This is a genomic window from Pseudomonas sp. H1_D05, from assembly GCF_054682705.1.
Genome location: NZ_CP162825.1, coordinates 5,607,548 through 5,629,774 on the forward strand (window position 1 = coordinate 5,607,548; position 22,227 = coordinate 5,629,774).

Annotated in this window: 2 protein-coding genes and 1 pseudogene; all 3 read right to left on the minus strand. The window is 63.4% G+C overall.

The genetic code is table 11. The features are described 5' to 3' along the window. Window positions 1–3: 3 nt before the first annotated feature. Window positions 4–2,157, minus strand: a pseudogene (locus AB4O11_RS25155) (condensation domain-containing protein); the annotation flags it as partial. Continuing rightward, window positions 2,154–15,170 carry an amino acid adenylation domain-containing protein gene (locus AB4O11_RS25160; RefSeq protein ID WP_460129093.1) on the minus strand — a complete coding sequence of 4,339 codons (13,017 nt, stop codon included), beginning with the start codon at window positions 15,168–15,170 and terminating at the stop codon, window positions 2,154–2,156. The gene AB4O11_RS25160 and the pseudogene AB4O11_RS25155, both read right to left, overlap by 4 nt. Before the next feature lie 258 nt (window positions 15,171–15,428). Continuing rightward, complete coding sequence (locus tag AB4O11_RS25165; RefSeq protein ID WP_460129095.1) at window positions 15,429–21,839, minus strand: amino acid adenylation domain-containing protein; 6,411 nt, start codon at window positions 21,837–21,839, stop codon at window positions 15,429–15,431. Window positions 21,840–22,227 lie beyond the last annotated feature (388 nt).

A 22,227-nucleotide genomic window follows, 5' to 3' on the forward strand; every position in this document is an offset into this window, starting at 1 on the left:
GCCGGTGGAGCCGGAGGTGTAGATCACGTAGGCCAGGTGCGCGGCGGTCAGGCCCGGCACCTGCGGATCAAGGGTCTCGCTCAGCGGCCAGGTGCGCGGGTCAAGATCGATCACCGGCACCGCCAGCGTCGGCAAGCGCTCCCGCAGATTATTTTGGGTCAGCACAGCAACGGGGCCGCTGTCGCTGAGCAAGTAGTGCAGACGTTCGGCCGGGTGCGCCGGGTCGACCGGTACATAACCGGCACCGGCCTTGAGAATCGCCACTAGCCCGACCAGCGTATCGAGGCCACGGCGAGCGACGATGGCGACGCGATCATCGGGTTTCACACCCAGTGCGATCAGATGATGAGCCAAGGCGTTGGCATGCCGGTTGAGCTCGGCGTAACTCAATTGCTCACCGAGGTATTGCGCGGCAACGGCTTCGGGCCGCTGCGCCACTTGCGCCTCGAAACGCTGGGCGATGGTCAACATTGCCGGGAATTCGGCGTGGTTGTCATTGAACGCCAACAGCACCTGCTCGCGCTCGGCCGTCGGCAGAATCGGCAACTGGTTGAGCGCGGTGTCGGGTGCCTGCTCCAGTGCCAGCACCAGACTCTCCATGGCGCAGTGCAGGTAATCACAGATGCGCTGTGGATCGACCTCGGTGGTGGCCAGCAACGTCAGGCTGAAGGCATCGCCGAAATCGTCGATGCTCAGGGTCAGCGGGTAGTTGGTGCGTTCTTCGGAGCTGATCGTGCTGATGCCTTCCCACGCCGCCAGGGTCTCGGCACTCGCCGTCGCCGCCGTGTGGCTGTGGCGGTAATTGAGCAAGGCACTGAACAACGGTGTCGGTGCGACCACGCCACTGCAACGCTGGGCGAGTGCCAGTGGTGCGTGTTCGTGACGCATCAGCGTGGTCAGGCGTTTGTGCGTCGCCTCCACCGCCGCACGCACGCCTTGTGCATCGACATCGACCCGCAGCGGCAAGGTGTTGATGAAAATCCCCAGCGCCCGCTCGGTGGCTTCGGCACCTTGCATACGCCCCATCAGCACCGTGCCGAACACTACGTTTTGTTTGCCGGTGAGCACCGCCAGTACCTGCGCCCAGCCCAGATGAAACAGGCTCGCGACACTCACGCCGAGCTGCCGCGCCTGTGCGCGCAAACGCTGGCCGAGCAATGGGTTGACCGGCAGGCTCAGCTCGGCGATACCGAGGCCGTCGCCCTGCACATCCTGCAAACCGTAGGGCAGGGTCGGCTCGGCTATGTCAGCGAGCATGTCGCGAAAAAAAACCTCGTGTTCGGCTTCGCTGATGCCCAGTCGCGCTTGCGCCACGTAATTGCGAAACGGCACCGGACGCCCGAGCGATTGAGCCTGGCCAGTGAGGCAGGCGAGCAGTTCGTGACGCACCACGTCGAGCGCCGAGTGGTCCAGCGCCATGTGATGGAACAACAACGTCGCGACCACCCGCTGACCGCCCTCATCCCACGCGTAGGCCAGACGCATCATCGGCGCGCACCGGACGTCCAGACGGAAATGCCGCGCATCGAAACGTTCGTGCAGTTGCTGCAGCGCATCACTTGCGCCGTCTGCCAGCACGATCTCCTCCATCGGCAACGGTGCCTGACGCCACACCACTTGCAGCGGCACGTCCAGCCCTTCCCAATGCACCGCCGTGCGCAAGATGTCGTGGCGATCGATGACCTTTTGCAAGGCTTGAGCGAAGTCCTGCAGACGCTCGCGGCTGCTGAACGCAAAGTACGACTGCATGACGTACGGATCGCCCTGCTCGTTGCTCGCGTGGTGATAGAGGATGCCTTCCTGCAACGGCGCCAGTGGGTAGATGTCCTGCACATTGGCGGCGCCGCCCGGCACCTCGGCGAGCAAGCGGTCGAGGGTCGCCTGATCCACGTCAGCCGGGGTCACCATCGCTGGCGTGATGCGCGTGGTGCCGGGGAGGATGCCGTTGGCCGGAACGTCGATCTGGCCGACGCGGCTGGCCGAGTATTGGCCGGCCTTGATCAGTTCGATCAGCGCCGGTTTGTGCTCGCGCAGCGCGGCCAGCAGCGCCGGATCGCTCAACGCCTGTTTGTTGCCGTTGACGCGCAATTGCTCATCGGTCACCGCCAACTGAATGTCTTTTGTCTTCAGGGTTGCCAACAGTTCGAGCACATTCACAGGACGATCTCCATTCTTTCCGTAATTGCGGCGTAGCCGGCCAGGGTCGGTTGTTCGAACAACGCCCTGACATCGGCTTCCATGCCTTCCTGACGTAACCGGCCGATCAGACTGACCGCCAGTAATGAGTGACCACCCAGTTCAAAGAAATGGTCGTGACGCCCTACCCGTTCGACGTTGAGCAGTTCGGCCCAGAGCCGTGCCAGGGTGATTTCGACGTCGCCGACCGGGGCTTCGTATTCGCGGGTTTTCAGCGATTGCTGATCCGGCGCCGGCAAGGCCTTGCGGTCGAGTTTGCCGTTGGGGCTCAGCGGCAAACTATCGAGATGCACAAACACCGTAGGCACCATGTAATCCGGCAAGTGCTCGAGCAAGTGACTGCGCAGCAGGTCGATTTCCAGGCGTTCGCCGGTGTAATAGGCGACCAGACGTTTGTCGCCGGGCACATCTTCGCGGGCGACCACCACCGCCTCCTGCACAGCTTCGATCCGGGCAATGCCGGCCTGAATTTCGCCCAGTTCGATACGCAAGCCACGGATCTTCACCTGATCGTCGTTACGCCCCAGGTATTCGATGTTGCCGTCCGCCAGATAGCGGGCGACGTCACCAGTGCGATACATCCGCCCGTTGGCCTGGAACGGATCGTCGAGGAAGCGCTCGGCACTCAGCTCAGGTCGGTTCAGATAACCGCGCGCCACCTGCACGCCAGCGATGTACAGCTCGCCGATCACGCCTTGCGGCACGGGTTGCTGTTGCGCATCAAGGATGTACATGCGGGTGTTGGCGATCGGTTTGCCAATTGGCGTGTTGTCCGGGGTCTGCTCGATCGTTCCCGCGCAGTCCCACGCGGTGACATCGACGGCGGCTTCGGTCGGGCCGTACAGGTTATGCAACGCGCTGCCCGGCAATTGCAGTTTGAAACGCCGCACCACACGGCCCGGCAACGCCTCGCCGCTGCACATTACCTGCCGCACGCTGTCGCAGCGTGTGGTGTCGCTGTTGGCGAGGAACACATCGAGCATCGACGGCACAAAGTGCAGCGTGGTGATGTGTTCGCGCTCGATCACTTCGCTCAGGTACTGCGGATCCTTGTGCCCGCCGGGCTGCGCCATGACCAGGCGCGCGCCGGTCATCAGCGGCCAGAAGAACTCCCATACCGAGACGTCAAAACTGAATGGGGTTTTCTGCAACACCGAATCGGCAGCGGTCAGGCGATAGGCGTCCTGCATCCACAGCAAGCGGTTGACCACCCCGGCATGTTCGTTGACCACGCCTTTCGGTTGGCCGGTGGAGCCGGAGGTGTAGATCACGTAGGCGCTGTGCTGTGGTGTCAACGTCGGGATTTGCGGATTTTCGGCGGACAAGGAGTGCCAGCTGTTCTGGTCAAGATCGACCACTGCCGCCGTGATATCTCCCAGCAACTCGCTGGTAGCCCCGTGCACCAGCACCACGGCCGGCGCGCTGTCCTCGAGCATGTAGGCCAGACGCTCCGGCGGATAGGCCGGATCGAGCGGCACATAACCAGCACCGGCCTTGTTGATTGCCAGCAGGCCGATGACCATTTCCAGGCTGCGCTCGACGCAGATCGCCACCCGCGAATCCACTTGCACGCCGAGACTGAGCAAGTGCCCGGCCAGGCGGTTGGCGCGTTCGTTCAACTGCGTGTAGCTCAATGCCTGTTCGCCGGCGACGACGGCCACAGCCTGCGGCGTACGCTGCACCTGCTCTTCGAACAAGCCGTGCAGCGTCTGCTGCAAGTCGTAATCGACGGCGGTATCGTTGAGGCCGAACAGCAACGCCCGGCGCTCTTCGTCCGGCAACACCGTCAGGCCGTTCAACGGTTGCTGCGGTGTGTGCTCCAACGCTTCAACCAGCACGATCAGCGCGTTGTGCATGTACTGGCCGAGACGTGCCGCGCCAATGCGCGACGGCGTCATCACCGTCAGTTCAAAACCGCTGCCCAGATCGTCGACGTTGAGGGTCAACGGGTAGTTGGTGCGTTCCTCGCCAGCAAGGGATTCGATGCCCTGCCAGGCCTCGCGCTTGGTATTTTGCTGAGCTTCGCTGTCGCTATGGCGGTAATTGAGCATCGCGCTGAACAGTGGTGACGGCGCCGCGACACCGCTGCAACGCTGGGCCAATGCCAGCGAAGCATGTTCGTGTGCCAACAGCGCACTGAGCCGCGCATGCGTTGCCTTGACCCCGGCGCGCACGGCGGTTTCGTCGACATCCACGCGCAATGGCAAAGTGTTGATGAACATGCCCAGCCCGCGATCTGCGCCCGCGCCGCCCTGCATGCGGCCCAGCAGCACCGTGCCGAAGACAACGCGCTCCTGGGCCGACGTTGCCGCCAGCACCTGCGCCCAGGCGAGATGAAACAGACTGGCGACGCTGACGCCGAGCAAGCGCGCCTGACTGCGCAAACGCTGCGCCACCGAGGCAGGCAGTGGCTGGCAGACTTCCTCGATGTCATTCCCGTCGCCATGCACATCCTGCAAACCGAACGGCAGTGTCGGCTCGTCGATGTCGCCGAGCATCTCGCGGAAGAACGCTTCGTGCTCGTGTTCGCTGACGCCGAGGCGGGTCTGCGCGACATAATTGCGGTATGGCACGGCGGACACAGGCAGTCGCTCATCACCGTGCAAAATCGCCTGCATTTCTGCGCTGACCACCGCCAGCGCGGTGTGGTCCATGGCGATGTGATGGAACAACAGCATGGCGACGACACGCTGATTGTCCGGATCGAGGGCATACACCAAACGCAGCAACGGTGCCTGATCCAGTTCCAGACACCAGTGCCGCGCATCGAAGCGTGCGCGTAGTTGATCGATGGCTTCGCCCTGCGCGGCTTCAAGCACCACCGCTTGGACCGGCAACTCCGCACGGCGCCAGACCACTTGCACCGGCGCCGCCAAGCCTTGCCAGACAATCGATGTGCGCAGGATATCGTGGCGCGTCATGACCTGACGCAACGCCGCCGCGAACCCTTGAAACCGTTCAATACTGTCGAACGCCAGACACGATTGCAGCAGGTACGGATCGCCCTGAACCGCACTGAGGTGGTGATACAGAATCCCTTCCTGCAACGGTGCCAGCGGATAAATGTCCTGCACGTTGGCCGCGCCGCCCGGCACCGTGGCGACGATGCGCTCGATACTGGCCTGATCCAGTTGCACCAGCGGCAGCATTTCCGGGGTAATGCGCGTGCAATCGGCAGGAATCAGATTGTCCGGCACGGCGACCTCGCGGCCACTGCCCACCGCCGCCGCCAGCGCAGCCAGGGTCGGTTGGCTGAACAGCACGCGCACGTCGGTGCTCAGATCGACCTGACGCATACGTTCGATCAGCGTTACCGCCAGTAATGAATGCCCGCCCAGTTCGAAGAAGTTGTCGTGACGGCCGATCTTTTCGACCTTGAGGACGTCCGACCAGATTTGCGCCAAGGCGATTTCCACCGAACCTTGTGGCGCGGCATATTCACGGCTCAGCCACGCCATTTGATCCGGTTCTGGCAACGCCTTGCGGTCGAGTTTGCCGTTGGCGGTCAGCGGCAGTGCTGGCAGGCGCACGTAAGCGGCAGGCACCAGGGCTTGCGGCAACTGCGCTTGCAAATGACTGCGCAAATCCTCGATCTCGACGTTCAGGCGTTCGGTAAACCACGCCAGCAACTGGCCGTCGCGCACCAACACCACGCAATCCTGCACAGCCTCGTGAGCGCTCAACGCCGCTTCGATTTCGCCCAATTCGATGCGCACGCCGCGCAGTTTGACCTGATCATCGTTGCGCCCCAGGTATTCGATGTTGCCGTCAGCCAGCCAGCGTGCGAGGTCGCCGGTGCGGTACATGCGCGCCTGCGGTTCATCGCTGAACGGATCGCCGAGGAAGCGTTCGGCAGTCAGCTCGGGGCGATGCAGATAACCGCGCGCCACGCCGGCACCGCCGACATACAACTCGCCAGCAACGCCAACCGGTACGGGGCGCTGCTGGTCATCGAGCAGGTAAATCTTCGCGTTGGCCATCGGCCGACCGATATGCAGCACCCGCCCGGCCTCGACCGCGCCGCAGGTGGCAACCACCGTGGCTTCGGTCGGGCCGTAGTTGTTGATCACCGCGAACGTCTGCTGACGCGGGAACTGGCGCAATTTGTCGCCACCGATCAGCAGCGTGCGCAAGGTCGGGTGGCCGAGGTCACGACTGAAGGCGTATTCGGCGACGGGCGTGGGCAGGAAACTCACCTGCAACGGCTGCGCGCGCCACCACGCCAGCAACTCGTCGAGGTGCTCATTGCTCACCGATTGCGGTGGCAGATGCACGGTCGCGCCGATGCACAGCGCTGGCCAGACCTCCCACGCCATGGCATCGAAACCAAACCCGGCGACACTCGACGTGTGACTGCCGGCGTGCAGGTCAAAGGCGCCGTTGTGCCAGTGCACGAGGTTTTCCAGCGTCGCGTGTTCGACCATCACGCCTTTCGGCTGGCCGGTGGAGCCCGAGGTGTAGATCACGTAGGCCAGATGCGCCGGGGTCAGCGTCGGCACCTGCGGATTGCGGTCCGGCAGATGCGCCCAGTCACTGCCATCGAGATCGATCACAGACGCAGCACCGAGCAAATCACGCGTCGAAGCCTCGGCCAGAACCGCCAACGGCGCGCTGTCCTCAAGCAAGTAAGCAATGCGTTCCGCCGGGTAGGCCGGGTCGACCGGCACATAACCGGCGCCCGACTTGAGGATCGCCAGCAGCGCCACCAGCATCTGCGGGCTGCGCCGCACGCACACGGCGATGCGGTCGTCAGGCTGCACGCCAAGGCTGAGCAGATGGTGAGCCAGGCGGTTGGCGCGTTGATTGAGCTGGCCATAGGTCAGCGCTTGCCCGCCCTGCACCACCGCCAGCGCATGCGCCCGTTGTGCCGCCTGAGCCTCGACCAGCGCATGAAGGGTTGCGCCACGGCGAAACGCGACGGCACTCCGATTGAAATCGACCAGCAGTCGCGCCTGCTCCGGCAGCGACAGAATCGGTAGCTGATTGAGTGGCATTTGGGGCTGCTGCTCCAGCGCTTGCACCAGTTGCTCCAGTGCGGTGTGCATGTAACTGCAGATCCGCTGCGCACCGATCTCGGCGAGCGCCAGCACGTCCAAGGCAAAACCGTCGCCCAGATCATCCACCGACAGGGTCAGCGGATAGTTGCTGCGCTCCTCGCCACCGAGCATGCGCACGCCTTGCCAGATCCCCTGGCCGTCGCGCGGCTGTTGTGCGGCGGCGCTGTGCCGGTAATTGAGCAAGGCGCTGAACAGCGGCGCCGAACCCGGCATGCCGCTGCAGCGTTGAGCCAGCGCCAGTGACGCGTGTTCATGAGCGAGCAGCGCCGTCAGCCGCGCGTGGGTGGTTTTCACCCCGGCGCGCACACTTTCAGCGAGCCCCACCCGCAGCGGCAGGGTGTTGATAAACACCCCCAACGTGCGGTCGGCGCCCTCACCGCCCTGCATGCGCCCCATCAACACGGTGCCGAAGACCACGTCGCGACGGCCGGAAACGACGCCCAACACTTGCGCCCAGGCCATGTGCATCAGGCTCGCCGGGCTGACGCCCAACTGCCGCGCCTGTTCACGCAGGCGCAGATTGAGCGTGGCATCGACCGCTTGCAGCGCTTCTTCGATGCCACGCCCGTCGCCCTGAACATCCTGCAGACCGAAGGGCAAAGTCGGCTCGTCGATGTCGCCGAGCATCTCGCGGAAGAACGCTTCATGTTCCTGCGCATCGGCGCCCAAGCGTGCCTGCGCCACGTAATTGCGGTACGGCATCGGCGGCGTCAGCGTGTCGAGCTGATCGAACATCAACGCGTGCATTTCCCGGCCGATCACGTCCATGGCGGTGTGGTCGAGAATCGAGTGATGGAACAGCACGATGGCGACCACTTGCTGGTTCAACGGATCCTCGGCGTAGACCATGCGGATCAACGGAGCTTGATTGAGGTCGAGGCGGAAATGCCGGGCATCGAAACGCGCGTGCAGCTGTTCGAGAATGTCGCCGTCCTGCGCATCCAGCAGCACCTGCTGGACGACCATCTGCGCCTGCCGCCAGACTACTTGCTGCGGGCTCGGCAAGCCTTGCCAGACCACGCTGGTGCGCAGAATGTCGTGACGGGCGATGACCTGCTGCAAGTGTTCAGCGAAGCTGTGCAAACGTTCAAGGCTGTCGAAGGCCAGACGCGATTGCAGCAGGTACGGATCGCCCTGTTCGGCACTGAGGTGGTGATAAAGAATGCCTTCCTGCAACGGTGCCAGCGGATAGATATCCTGCACATTCGCTGCACCGCCCGGCACCGTCGCGACGATACGATCAATGCTGGCCCGATCCAGCGTGGTCAGGGTCAGCATGTCCGGGGTGATGTGCGTGCAATCGGCCGCAATCAGATTGGCCGGCACTGCGATTTCCCGGCCACTGCCCAAGGCTCGCGCCAGTGCGGCCAGACTCGGCTGGTTGAACAGCACGCGCACATCGGCGCTCAGACCGGCCTGACGCATGCGTTCGATCAGGCTCACCGCCAACAGCGAATGGCCGCCGAGTTCGAAGAAATTGTCGTGACGGCCGATCTGATCGATGTTGAGGACGTCGGCCCAGATCTGCGCCAGCGCCATTTCGACCGGGCCTTGGGGCTTTTCATATTCACGGCTGAGCCACGCGTCCTGATCCGGTTCGGGCAAGGCCTTGCGGTCGAGTTTGCCGTGGGCGGTCAGCGGCAGGCTGTCCAGACGCACGTACGCCGCCGGCACCAACGTGTCCGGCAAGAGTGCTTGCAGATGCTGGTGCAAATCGCCGATCTCGACAGACTCGATGGCGGTAAACCAGGCGACCAGACGGCCGTCGCGCACCAGCACCACGCATTCGCGCACCGCGGCGTGAGCGCTCAGCGCCGCTTCGATTTCGCCGGGTTCAATGCGCACGCCGCGCAGTTTGACTTGATCATCGTTACGCCCCAGGTATTCGATATTGCCGTCCGCCAGCCAGCGCGCGAGGTCGCCGGTGCGGTACATCCGCGCATGCGGTTCATCGCTGAACGGGTCGTCAAGGAATTGTGCTGAGGTCAGTTCCGGACGATTCAGATAACCGCGCGCAACCCCGGCGCCGCCGACATACAACTTGCCTTGCACACCGGTCGGCACTGGTTGTTGCTGACGGTCCAGCAAATAGACTTTGGCATTGGCAATCGGCCGGCCTATGTGCAAAACCCGCCCGGGTTCGACGCGCCCGGACGTCGCCACCACCGTGGCTTCGGTCGGGCCATAGTTATTGATCACGGCAAATGTCTGATCACGCGGGAACTGGCGCAACTTGTCGCCACCGATCAGCAACGTGCGCAGGGTCGGATGGCCCAGCCCGCGACTGAAGGCGTATTCGGCCACCGGAGTCGGTAGAAAACTCACCTGCAACGGCTGCGCGCGCCACCATTCGAGCAGTTCGTCGAGGTGTTCATTGCCGATCGCGGGCGGAGGCAGATGCACGGTCGCACCGACGCACAGCGCCGGCCAGACTTCCCAGGCCATGGCATCGAAACCGCAACCGGCGACGCTGGCAGTGTGGCTGCCGGCATGCAGATCGAAGGCCTCGGCGTGCCAGTGCACGAGGTTTTCCAGGGTGCGGTGCTCGACCATCACGCCTTTCGGCTGCCCGGTAGAACCCGAGGTGTAGATCACATAGGCCAGATTCGCCGGGGTCAGCCTCGACAGCGCTGGGTTGGTGTCAGGCAAGTGCTGCCAGTCGGTGGCGTCCAGATCGATCACGGGGACAGCGCCAAGCAGGTTACGCGTCGACGCCTGCGCCAGCACCGCGATCGGGTCGCTGTCCTGCAACAGGTAGGCGATGCGTTCAGCCGGGTAATCCGCATCGATCGGCACATAACCGGCGCCGGCCTTGAGAATCGCCAGCAGCGCAACCAGCATGTCCGGGCCGCGACGCAGGCACAGCGCGACACGGTCATCGGTTTGTACGCCGAGGCCGATCAAGTGATGAGCGAGACGATTGGCGCGCTGATTCAGTTCGCGGTAGCTGAGCCGTTGCTCGCCCTGCACCACCGCCAGCGCTTCGGGATGTGCCGCCACTTGCGCTTCGAACAGGCGCGGCACGGTCTGCGCCGGCGGGAATTCACGACCGCTGATGTTGAAGCCGACCAGCACGCGCTGCCGCTCACTCGGCGACACGATCGACAGTTGCTGCAACGGTGCCTGCGGCGTGTACTCCAGTGCCGTGACCAGACTGTGCAACGCGGTTTGCAAGAAATCGCAGACCCGCGCGCCGTCCACCTGTGGCACAGCTTGCACGCTCACACGGAAGCCTTCGCCGAGGTCGTCGACGCTGACCACCAACGGATAATTGCTGCGCTCGCGGGAGCTGAGAATCTGCACGCCGTCCCACGCTACAGCGGCCGACTCGGGCGCGCTGTGGCGGTAGTTGAGCAAAGTGCTGAACAGCGCCTGCGCACCGCTAACACCACTGCAACGCTGGGCCAGCGCCAGCGAGGCTTGCTCATGGCCGAGCAATTGCGCCAGACGCGCATGGGTACCCCGCACGCTGCTCTCTACCGAATCCGCCCCGACGCTGACGCGCAGCGGCAAGGTGTTGATGAACATGCCCAACGCCCGATCTGCGCCTTCGCCGCCCTGCATGCGCCCGAGCAATACCGTGCCGAACACCACGTCCTGCTGGCCGGACACCTGCGCCAACACCTGAGCCCAGGCCTGATGCACCAGACTGGCCACACTGACACCGAGCCGCCGCGCCTGCTCACGCAGACGTTTACCGAGGTCGGCATCGAGCTCGGAATGACTGTCGAGAATGTCGCTGCCGTCGCCGTGCACGTCCTGCAGACCGAAGGCCACGGTCGGCTCGTCGATATCGCCAAGCATCTCGCGGAAGAACACCTCATGGGCCTGATCATCAACGCCGAGCCGCGCCTGGGCGACAAAGTGGCGGTATTGCACCGGCGGCGGCAGATCCTCGCTGCGGCCAAGCATGACGTCATTCATTTCCGCGACCAGCACGTCCAGTGCGGTGTGGTCGAGGACGATATGGTGCATCAGGAGAATGCCGATCCAGCGCTGGTTTGGCTGATCTTCGGTGTAGACAAAACGCATCAGCGGCGCGCGATTGAGGTCCAGACGATAGTGGCGTGGATCGAAACGCGCCTGCATCTGCTCGAGCACGTCGCCGTCGAGTTCGTCGGCATCGACGCGTTCCAGCGCCAGCGGCGCCTCGCGCCAGACCACTTGTACCGCCTCTTCAAGCCCCTCCCAGAAGATGCCGGTGCGCAGAATGTCGTGGCGCGCGATCACGCCGTTCAAGGCGCGAACGAAGGTTTTGATCTGCGCCAGACCGTCGAAGGCAAATTGCGCCTGCAACACATACGGATCACCGGCACTGGTTGCCAGATGGTGATAGAGAATCCCCGCCTGCAACGGCGCCAGGCCATAGATGTCCTGCACATTGGCGCTGCCGCCCGGCACGGTTGCTACGACACGGTCGATCGCGGCTTGATCGAGATTGCTCAGCGGCAGCATGGCCGGGGTGATGCGCATACAACCCGGCTCGATCAGGTTGTCGGGAACGACGATGCCGCGTTCGCTGCTCAAGGTCGCCGCCAGCGCGGCCACACTCGGCTGACCGAACAGCACGCGCACATCACAGTGCAGATCCTGTTGGCGCATGCGTTCGATCAGCTTCACTGCCAGCAGCGAATGACCGCCGAGCTCGAAGAAATTGTCATGACGCCCGACCTGCTCGACACCAAGCAATGTCTGCCAGAGACCAGCGATCAGATTCTCTACCGCTCCGACCGGCGCTTCGAAACCGCGCCGCGCGAATGCATCGCTGTCCGGTGCCGGCAAGGCTTTGCGGTCGAGCTTGCCGTTGGTGGTCAGCGGGAAGGCCTCCAGGCGCACGAAGGCGCTCGGCACCATGTAGTCAGCCAACCCCGCCAACAGCTGATCACGCAATTGCGCCACATCCGGCGCCGCACCTTCATCGGCCAGCCAGTAGGCGACCAGACGCTGATCGCCGGGGCTGTCCTCCCGGGCGATGACCACGGCTTCGCGCACGCCTTCGCAACTAGACAGACGTGCCTCGATCTCGCCCAGCTCAATGCGGAAGCCGCGAATTTTTACTTGATCGTCATTGCGACCGAGGTATTCGAGGCTGCCATCCGCAGCCCAGCGCGCAAGGTCTCCGGTTTTGTACAGCCGCGCATCGACATTTTCAGTGAACGGATCATTGATAAAACGCTCGGCAGTCAATGCTTCACGATTCAGATAACCGCGCGCCACCCCGGCCCCGCCGACGTACAACTCGCCGACCACGCCGACCGGAACCGGTTCGCGCTGAGCATCGAGGATATACAGTTGCAGATCGGGAATGCGCACGCCAATCGGGCTGACGCCGAGCAACTGCGCGTCGGCGGCTTGCAGCGGCCGATAGGTCACGTGCACGGTGGTTTCGGTGATGCCGTACATGTTCACCAACCGCGTGCCGGCATTGCCGACCCGCGCATACCACGGCTTGAGCAAGCCCGGTTCCAGCGCTTCGCCGCCGAACACCACTTCCCGCAACGAGTGTTGCAGCTGACTGCGGCCCTGCGCGGCGATCAGTTGGCGGAAGGCGCTCGGCGTCTGGTTGAGTACGGTCACGCCGGTCTGGCAGAGCAATGCATAGCAGTCGTCCGGCGAACGGCTGACGGCTTGCGGGATCAGCAGCAATTGCCCGCCGAACGCCAGCGCGGCCCAGATTTCCCAGACCGAGAAGTCGAACGCGAAGGAATGGAACAACACCCCGATGTCTTGCGGGTTGAACTGGAACCAATCGTGGGTGGCGGAAAACAACCGCGCCACGTTGCAGTGCTCGACCATCACGCCTTTGGGTAAACCGGTGGAACCGGAGGTGTAGATCACGTACGCCAGATGCGCCGGGGTCAGCTCGGGGATCTGCGGGTTGCTGTCGAGTTCGGCCTTGAGGTGAGCGCTGTCGAGGTCGATCTGCGGCACTTCGAGAGCGGCCACGCGCTCGCGCGTCGCCGCCTGCATCAGCACCGCTGCCGGGGCGCTGTCCTGCAAGGTGAAGCTGATTCTGTCGAGCGGATAGGCCGGATCGATCGGCACGTAACCGGCGCCGGCCTTGAGCACACCAAGCAGGCCAATGATCATCTGCGGGCCACGCTCGACGCAGATTGCCACGCGGTCGTCGGGACGTATGTTCAGAGCCAGCAGATGATGTGCAACCTGGTTGGCACGGCGGTTGAGTTCGCCGTAACTGAGGGTTTGTCCGTCGAATATCAGCGCCGTGGCCTCAGGCTGGGCCTGGGCATGGGTTTCGAATTGCTGATGAATCAACAGGGTTTCCGGGAACTGTGCCAGCGGCGAATTGACGCCGTACAGCAAGTGTTCGCGTTCGCTGGCCGGGAGGATGCGCAGCGTTTGCAGCGGCACATCGGCGCTGGTTTGCAAGGCTGCGAGCAGACTCTCCAGCGCCGTGTTCAGGTAAGCGGCCATGCGCTCGGCCCCCAACGCTGCATCCGCCAGCGCGGTGATGCGCAAGTCGGCGCCGAGGTCATCGATGTTGATGGTCAGCGGATAGTTGGTGCGCTCGCGGGCACCCAACACCTGCACACCGGGGGCGATGTCGATCACCTCCGCCACTTCCTCAACGCTGCTGTGTCGGTAGTTGAGAATCGCGCTGAACAGCGGCGTCGGCACCGCAACGGCGCTGCAGCGTTGCGCCAGGGCTAGCGAAGCCTGCTCGTGCGCCAGCAGCGCGGTCAGGCGCCGATGGGTCGCCAGCACGCCGGCGCGCACGCTTTGCTCGCCAACATCAACGCGCAGCGGCAAGGTGTTGATGAACATGCCCAACGCCTGCTCACCGCCCTCGCCCGCGTCCATCCGCCCCAGCAGCACGGTGCCGAACACCACCGCTGTGCGCCCGGACAATTGCCCGAGCACCCGCGCCAGCGCCAGATGCGTCAGGCTCGCGACGCTGACGCCGAGCTGCCGCGCCTGCTCGCGCAACTGCCGGCTCAAGCGGCTGTCGAGCATCAGCGAGGCTTCCTCAATGGCGTGGCCATCGCCCTGCACATCCTGCAAACCACAGGGCAGTGTCGGCTCGTCGATATCCGCGAGCATGTCGCGGAAAAACGCTTCCTGTGCCTGCTCATTGCCGGCATTGCGTGCCCTGGCCAAGTGATCGCGATACGGCACAGCAGCAGGCACTTGCGCGGTCTGCCCGAGCAGACAGGCCTGAATTTCCCGGCGCAGCACATCCAGCGCCACGTGATCCATGATCATGTGATGAAACAGCAACAACGCCACCACGCGGCCCTGCGCGGGATCCTGCGCATACACCAGACGCAGCAAAGGCGCTTGCTGCATATCGAGACGGAAGTGCTGCGGGTCGTGGCGTGCGAGCAGTTGCGTGAGCACGTCGGCGCCACTGTCGACGGGGACTTCCTCACACACCAGCGGCGCCTCGCGCCAGACCACTTGCAGCGCTTCGTCGAGGTATTCCCAGACGAACGAGGTGCGCAGGATGTCGTGACGGTTTACCACCCAGCGCAGCGCGTCGGCGAAAGCGTCCAGCCGTTCCTGACTGTCGAATACGAAGCGCGCCTGCGAGATGTAAGGGTCACCGGCAGCGGCCGAGAGGTGGTGATAGAGCATGCCTTCCTGCAACGCGGACAACGGATAGATGTCCTGCACGTTGGCGGCGCCACCCGGCACCGTGGCGACGATGCCGTTGAGGGCATCCTGCTGCAGATCCACCAGCGGCAGCATGTCCGGGGTGATGCGAAAGGCCGGGCTCAGCCAGTCACCGCCGTGTTCGGCGACCAGCTCCAGCAGTTGCGCCTTGTGCGCCGCGAGGCTGTCCCACAACGCGTCATCCAGCGCGTCGTCGCTGCCCAGAATGACCAGGTCTTCATCTTCCTGTTGAAGGCGGATCGCACGGGTGGAAATGGCAGCCATCAGTTCGCTGAAATGCATGAGGTAACCTGCTGTAAATACGAAAAAAAATGAGCGCGCAGCAGCGAGTCCATGCAGGCGGCGCGCAGCCTGGAAAAACTAAAACATCGGGGCGTGGGTGTCTGACATGGGAAGCGGGGACAAGCCGCCGGCGCGAGCACCGCAAGTCCCCTGTGGGAGCGAGCTTGCTCGCGAAGGCGGTATATCAGTCACCAGCAACATTGACTGAGCCAGCGCTTTCGCGAGCAAGCTCGCTCCCACAGGTTTCGTGTCCGACGATCAGAGCCGGCGTTTGCGGTTGAGGCTCGGGATGGTGGTCTGGGCGATCTCGACCTGCCCGGCCTGCCGCGAGGTCTGAGCCGCCAGCGCCGCCAGTGTCGGCCGGCTGAACAGCGTGCGCGCGTCGACATGCAGACCGGCCAGACGCATGCGCGCGACCAGACTGACCGCCAGCAACGAATGCCCGCCCAGCTCGAAGAAGTTGTCGTGCCGGCCCACCCGCTCGACCTTGAGCACCTGCGCCCAGATCTGCGCCAACGCGGTTTCCACATCGCCTGCGGGGGCCTCGTAAGGACGGCTTAGCAGCGCCTCCGCCCCCGGTTCCGGCAACGCCTTGCGGTCGATTTTGTCGTTTGGCGTCAACGGCAACGCCGCCAGCCTCACGTAGGCGCCAGGCACCATGAACTCCGGCACCTGCGCCAACACATGCGCTCGCAATGCTTCCAGCGTCGGTGCAGCCAGTTCGGCGCGCAGGGTGTAATAAGCCACCAGTCGCTCATCGCGTACCAGCACCACCGCCTCGCGGATGGCCGGGTGTTCCAGCAGGCGCGCTTCAATCTCGCCCAGCTCAAGACGCACCCCGCGCAGCTTGACCTGAAAGTCGTTACGACCGAGGAATTCGAGGTTGCCATCGGCGCCATAACGCACCAGATCACCGGTGCGATACAAGCGATCACCAGCCACAAACGGACTATCGATAAAACGTTCGGCCTGCAATTGCGGCAGTCCCAGATAGCCCCGCGCCACGCCCACTCCGCCAATGTGCAAATGCCCACTGACGCCAAACGGCACAGGCTGATCAAAGGCATCGAGGACGTACAGCCGCGTGTTGCTCAGGGCCTTGCCGATCGGCACCAGTGTCTGCGGCACCGGTTCGCCGGGTTGCAGCGTCCAGCCACTGCTGTCGACCGTGGTTTCGGTCGGCCCGTAGACGTTGTGCAGGCGCACCCACGGCAGGCGCTCGCGCACTTGCCGGGCCAGCGCAACGGTCAACTCGCCGCCACCGTTGAGCACGTCGGTCAGGCTGGTGCACTGGCTGACATCGTCCTGTTCAATGAACTGCTGCAACAAGGCCGGCACAAACTTGACCACGGTGATGTTCTGCTCACGGATCACTTGCGTGACATACGCCGAATCGCGATTGCCATCGGCTCGCGCCAGGACCAGGCGCATGCCCGAGCACAGTGGCCAGAAGATCTCCCACACCGAACTGTCGAAACTGTACGGCGCCTTTTGCAGCAACGCACCGTGTTCAGTCGGCGGCGACAACTGCGAACCCCAATGCACCATGTTGCAGGCGCTGCGGTGCTCGATCATCACGCCTTTCGGCGTGCCGGTGGAGCCGGAGGTGTAGATCATGTAAGCCAGATTCGTCGCGCCGAGACCGGGCACCTGCAGATTCTCGTGCGGTTGGTCCCGCCATACACCGAGATCGAGATCGATCAGCGGCACGCCGGATTCGCTGAGCAGGTCGCGTGTCGCCGCATGCACCAGCAGCGCAACCGGCGCGCTGTCCTGCAACATGTAGTTGAGCCGTTGCTGCGGATAATCGGGATCGAGCGGCACATAAGCACCGCCGGCCTTGAGAATGCCCAACAGACCGATCACCAGTTCCGGCCCGCGCTCGACGCAGATCGCGACCCGCGAATCCGGTTGCACGCCGAGCCCGCGCAGATGATGGGCCAGGCGGTTGGCCTGCTCGTTCAACTCGCGATAGCTCAGGCGTTGCTCGGCGAACTGCACGGCGATGGCATCCGGCTTGCGCTGCACCTGTTGTTCGAACAGCGCCTGAAGTGGCTGATCCAGCGGACAGTCGACTGCCGTATCGTTGAACTCGATCAGCAGCCGTTGCAGTTCTTCCTGCGGTAACAACGGCAGGCTATTCAGCGGCCGCTGCGGCGTGTTCTCCAGCGCTTCGACCAACACGCTCAGCGCTGACTGCACATAACTGCAAATCCGCTGCGCACCGATGCTCGACAGGGTTCGGCTGGTCAAGCGCAAGCCTGTGCCGAGGTCATCGACACTCAGGGTAAACGGATAATTGGTCCGCTCCTCGTTGGCCAGGGTCTCGATGCCCTGCCAGGTTTGCCGGGAGGTTTTTTGCCCGACATCATCGCTGTGCCGATAGTTGAGCAAGGCGCTGAACAGCGGCGCCGGCGCAGCAACGCCGCTGCAACGCTGGGCCAGCGCCAACGAAGCGTGTTCATGGGCAAGCAACGCGCTCAGGCGCGCATGGGTGGACTTCAGCGCTGCGCGCGCACCCTCGCCGACATCGACCCGCAGCGGCAAGGTGTTGATGAACACCCCGAGCGCCCGGTCGGCACCCGCGCCACCCTGCATGCGGCCCATCAACACCGTGCCAAATACGACACTTTGCTGCGCGGAGGTCGCCGCCAATACTTGCGCCCAGGCGAGGTGGATCAGGCTGGCGATGCTCACGCCCGCCAGGCGTGCCTGCTGCTGCAGGCGCTGATACAGATCGCTGGCCAGCGCCTGCTCGGCTTCTTCGATGTTGCTGCCGTCGCCCTGCACGTTCTGCAAAGCGAACGGCAACGTCGGCTCATCGATGTCGCCGAGCATCTGCCGGAAGAACGCTTCATGCTCCTGCTCGCTGACACCCAGGCGCGTCTGCGCCACGTAGTTGCGATACGGTACTGGCGGCGCCAGCGTCTCCGAGTGCCCGGACAGGCTGGCGTGGATTTCTTCGCGCATCGCCTCCAGCGCAATGTGATCCATCGCCAGGTGATGGAACAACAAGATGCCGACCACCCGATTGTGCGCGGGATCACGGGCATACATCAGGCGCAGCAGCGGCGCCTGACTGACATCGAGGCGATAACGCCGCGCGTCGAAACGCTCGTGCAATTGATCGATGATCGCGCCACGGGCAGGATCAAATTCAACCTCCTGCACCGGCAAAATCGCCTCGCGCCAAACGACCTGAACCGGTGACGTCAGCCCTTCCCAAACCACCGCCGTACGCAGGATGTCGTGCCGCGCCATGACCTGACGCAGCGCAGCGGCAAAGGCCTCGACCCGCTCGAGGCTGTCGAACGCCAGCAGCGATTGCAGCAAATACGGATCGCCCTGCGCAGCGGTGATGTGGTGATAGAGAATGCCTTCCTGCAACGGGGCCAACGGGTAGATGTCCTGCACATTGGCGGCACCACCCGGCACGGTCGCGACGATGCGTTCGATCATCGCCTGATCCAGTTGCACCAATGGCAACAGGTCCGGCGTGATGTACGTGCAATCGGGCGCAATGCGGTTAGCCGGCACCTCGACTTCGCGGCCGCTGCCCTCTGCCGCCGCTAACGCCGCCAGTGTCGGTTGATTGAACAGCACGCGAACATCGCTGCTCATGCCAATCTGGCGCATGCGTTCGATCAGGCCTACGGCGAGCAAAGAGTGGCCGCCCAGCTCAAAGAAATGGTCGTGACGCCCTACCCGTTCGACCTGCAAGACCTCGGCCCAGATCTGGGCGAGAGCGATTTCGACGTCACCTTGTGGCGCCTCGTATTGACGGCGGATCAACGCTTCCGGCCCCGGCGCCGGCAACGCCTGGCGATCGAGCTTGCCGTTGGCGGTCAGCGGCAAACTCGCCAATTGAATGTAGGCGGCCGGCAGCATGGCGGCTGGCAAACGCGATGTCAGGTGCGCATGCAGTTGCTGTATGTCCAGTGCTGCGCGCTCGGTGAACCATGCCAACAATTGACCGTCGCGCACCAGCACCACGGCTTCCTGCACCGCGTCATGGCTGGCGAGTGCGGCTTCGATTTCGCCCAGCTCGACACGCACCCCACGAACTTTCACCTGGTCATCGTTGCGACCGATGTACTCAATATTGCCGTCGGCGCGCCACCGCGCGAGGTCGCCGGTGCGGTACATGCGCGCATCAGTCTGCGCACTGAACGGGTCGTCGAGAAAGCGTTCGGCGGTCAGGTCCGGACGATTCAGAAAACCCCGGGCCACCCCGGCGCCGCCGACATACAGTTCGCCAATGATGCCGATCGGCACCGGACGCTGCTGATCATCGAGCAGATAAGTCGTGGCATTGCTGACGGGTTTGCCGATGTGCAACGCCTGCCCCGGTGTGATCAACCCCGACGTGGCGACCACCGTGGCCTCGGTCGGGCCGTAGTTGTTGACCACCGCGAACGACTGCGCGCGGTTGAACTGGCGCAGACGATCGCCGCCGATCAGCAAGGTGCGCAAGGTCGGATGATCGGCCTGTTGGCTGAAGGTGTATTCGGCAATCGGCGTCGGCAGAAAGCTGACGTCCAGCGGCTGCGCCCGCCACCAGGCGAGCAGCGCATCGATGTCTTCGCTACCTTCGCTCGCGGGCGCAAGATGCACCGTCGCCCCGGCACACAGCGCCGGCCACACCTCCCAGGCCATCGCGTCAAACCCGAAGCCGGCGAGGCTTGAGGTGTGCTGCCCGGGGCCAAGTCCAAACGCCGAACAGTGCCAGTCGACCAGATTGCCCAGCGTGCGGTGCTCGACCATCACGCCTTTGGGCAAACCGGTGGAGCCGGAGGTGTAAATCACATAGGCGAGGTGGCGAGTGTTCAACCCCGCCACGTCGGGATCGGTCAAGTTGTCGAGCGGCCACTCGCGCCGATCCAGCTCGATCACCGGCAGCGTTGTGGCGGGCAGACGATCACGCAGATCGCTTTGCGTCAGCAGCGCCACCGGCGCACTGTCGCTGAGCAGATAACTCAGGCGCTCGGGCGGATGCGCCGGATCAATCGGCACATAAGCAGCGCCAGCCTTGAGAATTGCCAGCAGCCCGACCAGCGTGTCCAGGCCACGGCGGGCAACGATTGCCACACGATCGTCAGGAAGCACGCCGAGGCCGATCAGATGGTGGGCCAACGCATTGGCTTGCCGATTCAGCTCGGCATAACTCAGGGTTCGTCCCTGATAGGTCGCAACCACAGCGTCCGGCTCTTCGGCCACTCGCGATTCGAAGCGCTGATGAATCAGTCGGCCTTGCGGATAACTGACCCGGGTGTCGTTCCACTCATTGAACAGGGCCAGTTCTGCCGGGCTATTGAGGTTGAAATCGGCGATCGCCAGCGCCGGGCATTCCAGACCTTGCTGCAGAATCAGCAGCAAGCGCTCGGTCAACGCCGCGATCTCGTCAGCCGTGAAATAGGCTGGCGAGTACACCAGATGCAGCCAGGCTTTGTCGGTGTAACGGTTGCTGCGCAGGTGAATGGCCAGCGGAGTCGCCTCGTGCTGGTTGGAGACCTTTACCGAGTGCCCCGACGCCTCACCGTAACGATAGTCATGGTCGTCCTGCTCGTAGGACAGCGACAGCTCGAACAGTTGCGCACGATCTTCACGCAACAGCCCCAGCGCGCGGTTCATCTCGCTCAGCGGGTAGCGTTGATGGCGGAAATCCTGCTTCAGGTCAGCGCCGATCGCCTTGATCAATCCAGCGAATGACAACGTTCGACCGAAGCCCATGCGCATTGCACTGACCTGGGTGAACAAGCCCAAGGTGCTTTTGAAGCGGGCACCGGAGCGATTGAGAATCGGCAAACCGACCACCCACTCGTCACGTTGCGCGGTACGACTGAAATACACGTGCAGCGCCGCCAGCAATACATGAAAGGCCGAACCGCCGAGGTGCCGCGCAGTGTCTTTCATGCGCTCGTGCAGCACGGCTGGAAAAGACTCGACGTGGATGCGACTTGGCGCTGCTTCAACATCAAGGAATTCGCGATGACGGGGCGTCAACAAGGGCTCGGGCAAGCTACGGTACTTGTCCAGCCAGTAACGTTGATCGCGCTCATAGCGAGGTGACTGATGGTAGCGCGCGTCTTCTTCGATAAAGCCGACATAGGACGGTGCCGCCCTGCGCGGATGCTCGCCACGGCACAACGTGCTGTAGATCTCGCCCACCGACTTGAACAGCAGCGCGAACGCCCAGCCATCAATGATCAAGTGATGGGCCTGGGCTGCCAGCCAGTGAAGATGGCGATCGAGGCGAATCAGACTGAAGCGGAACAACGCCTGCCCGCTCAACACAAAGGCCTGCGCCATCTGTGCTTCAACCAGCGCCCGGGCCGCCGACTGTGGATCGGCTTGCCCGCTGAGATCAAACAGCGGCATGGCCACCGGCAGCGCCTGCGCAAACCCTTGCAACGGCAGCCCGTCGTGACCAACGTCCGATCGCAGAACAATGCGCAAGGCATCATTCGCTGCCACCAGAGACTCAAGCGCCGATTGCAGCAATGCCGGATCCAGCGGCCCGCTCAGCTCCACGTAACCGCCAATGTTGTACAGCGGCGAATCGCCGCGGCTCAGTTGGTCCAGCCAGATATCCCGTTGGGCGGCAGTCAGCGCAAATGTCTCGACAGGCACGGACACATCGTCCGCCACGTTGGCAGAAGTAGGCTGCATAAGATCCATCTCATGAAATTTTGCCGGTATTCAAGCATCGGCCCCGGCGCCGACATGACACCTGAAACCCGGACAACCACCAGGCTCGTACACCCCTGTCTGACCTTGTGGGCGTGTTTACCGTAGGCACTGTCGAAAAGTTCGGAGAGGAAATACTGAAAAGCTTGTAGGAAAAAAACCACATAGCAGCGCCGCCATTTACCCGAGCGCTGCCGATCAGAATTCCCCTTCGCCAGGTTTTCCGGGGCTTGAGCGTGACTGAACAGTCACTCTCGCCGTTACGCCGGCGTTTAACAGCGTCAGAACCCCGGCGCCAATATTCAGAAATAGTGGCACTTTGTGTCCCTGTTTTCCCCTACAGACGTAGGACAAATCCATAGGCTTAAAT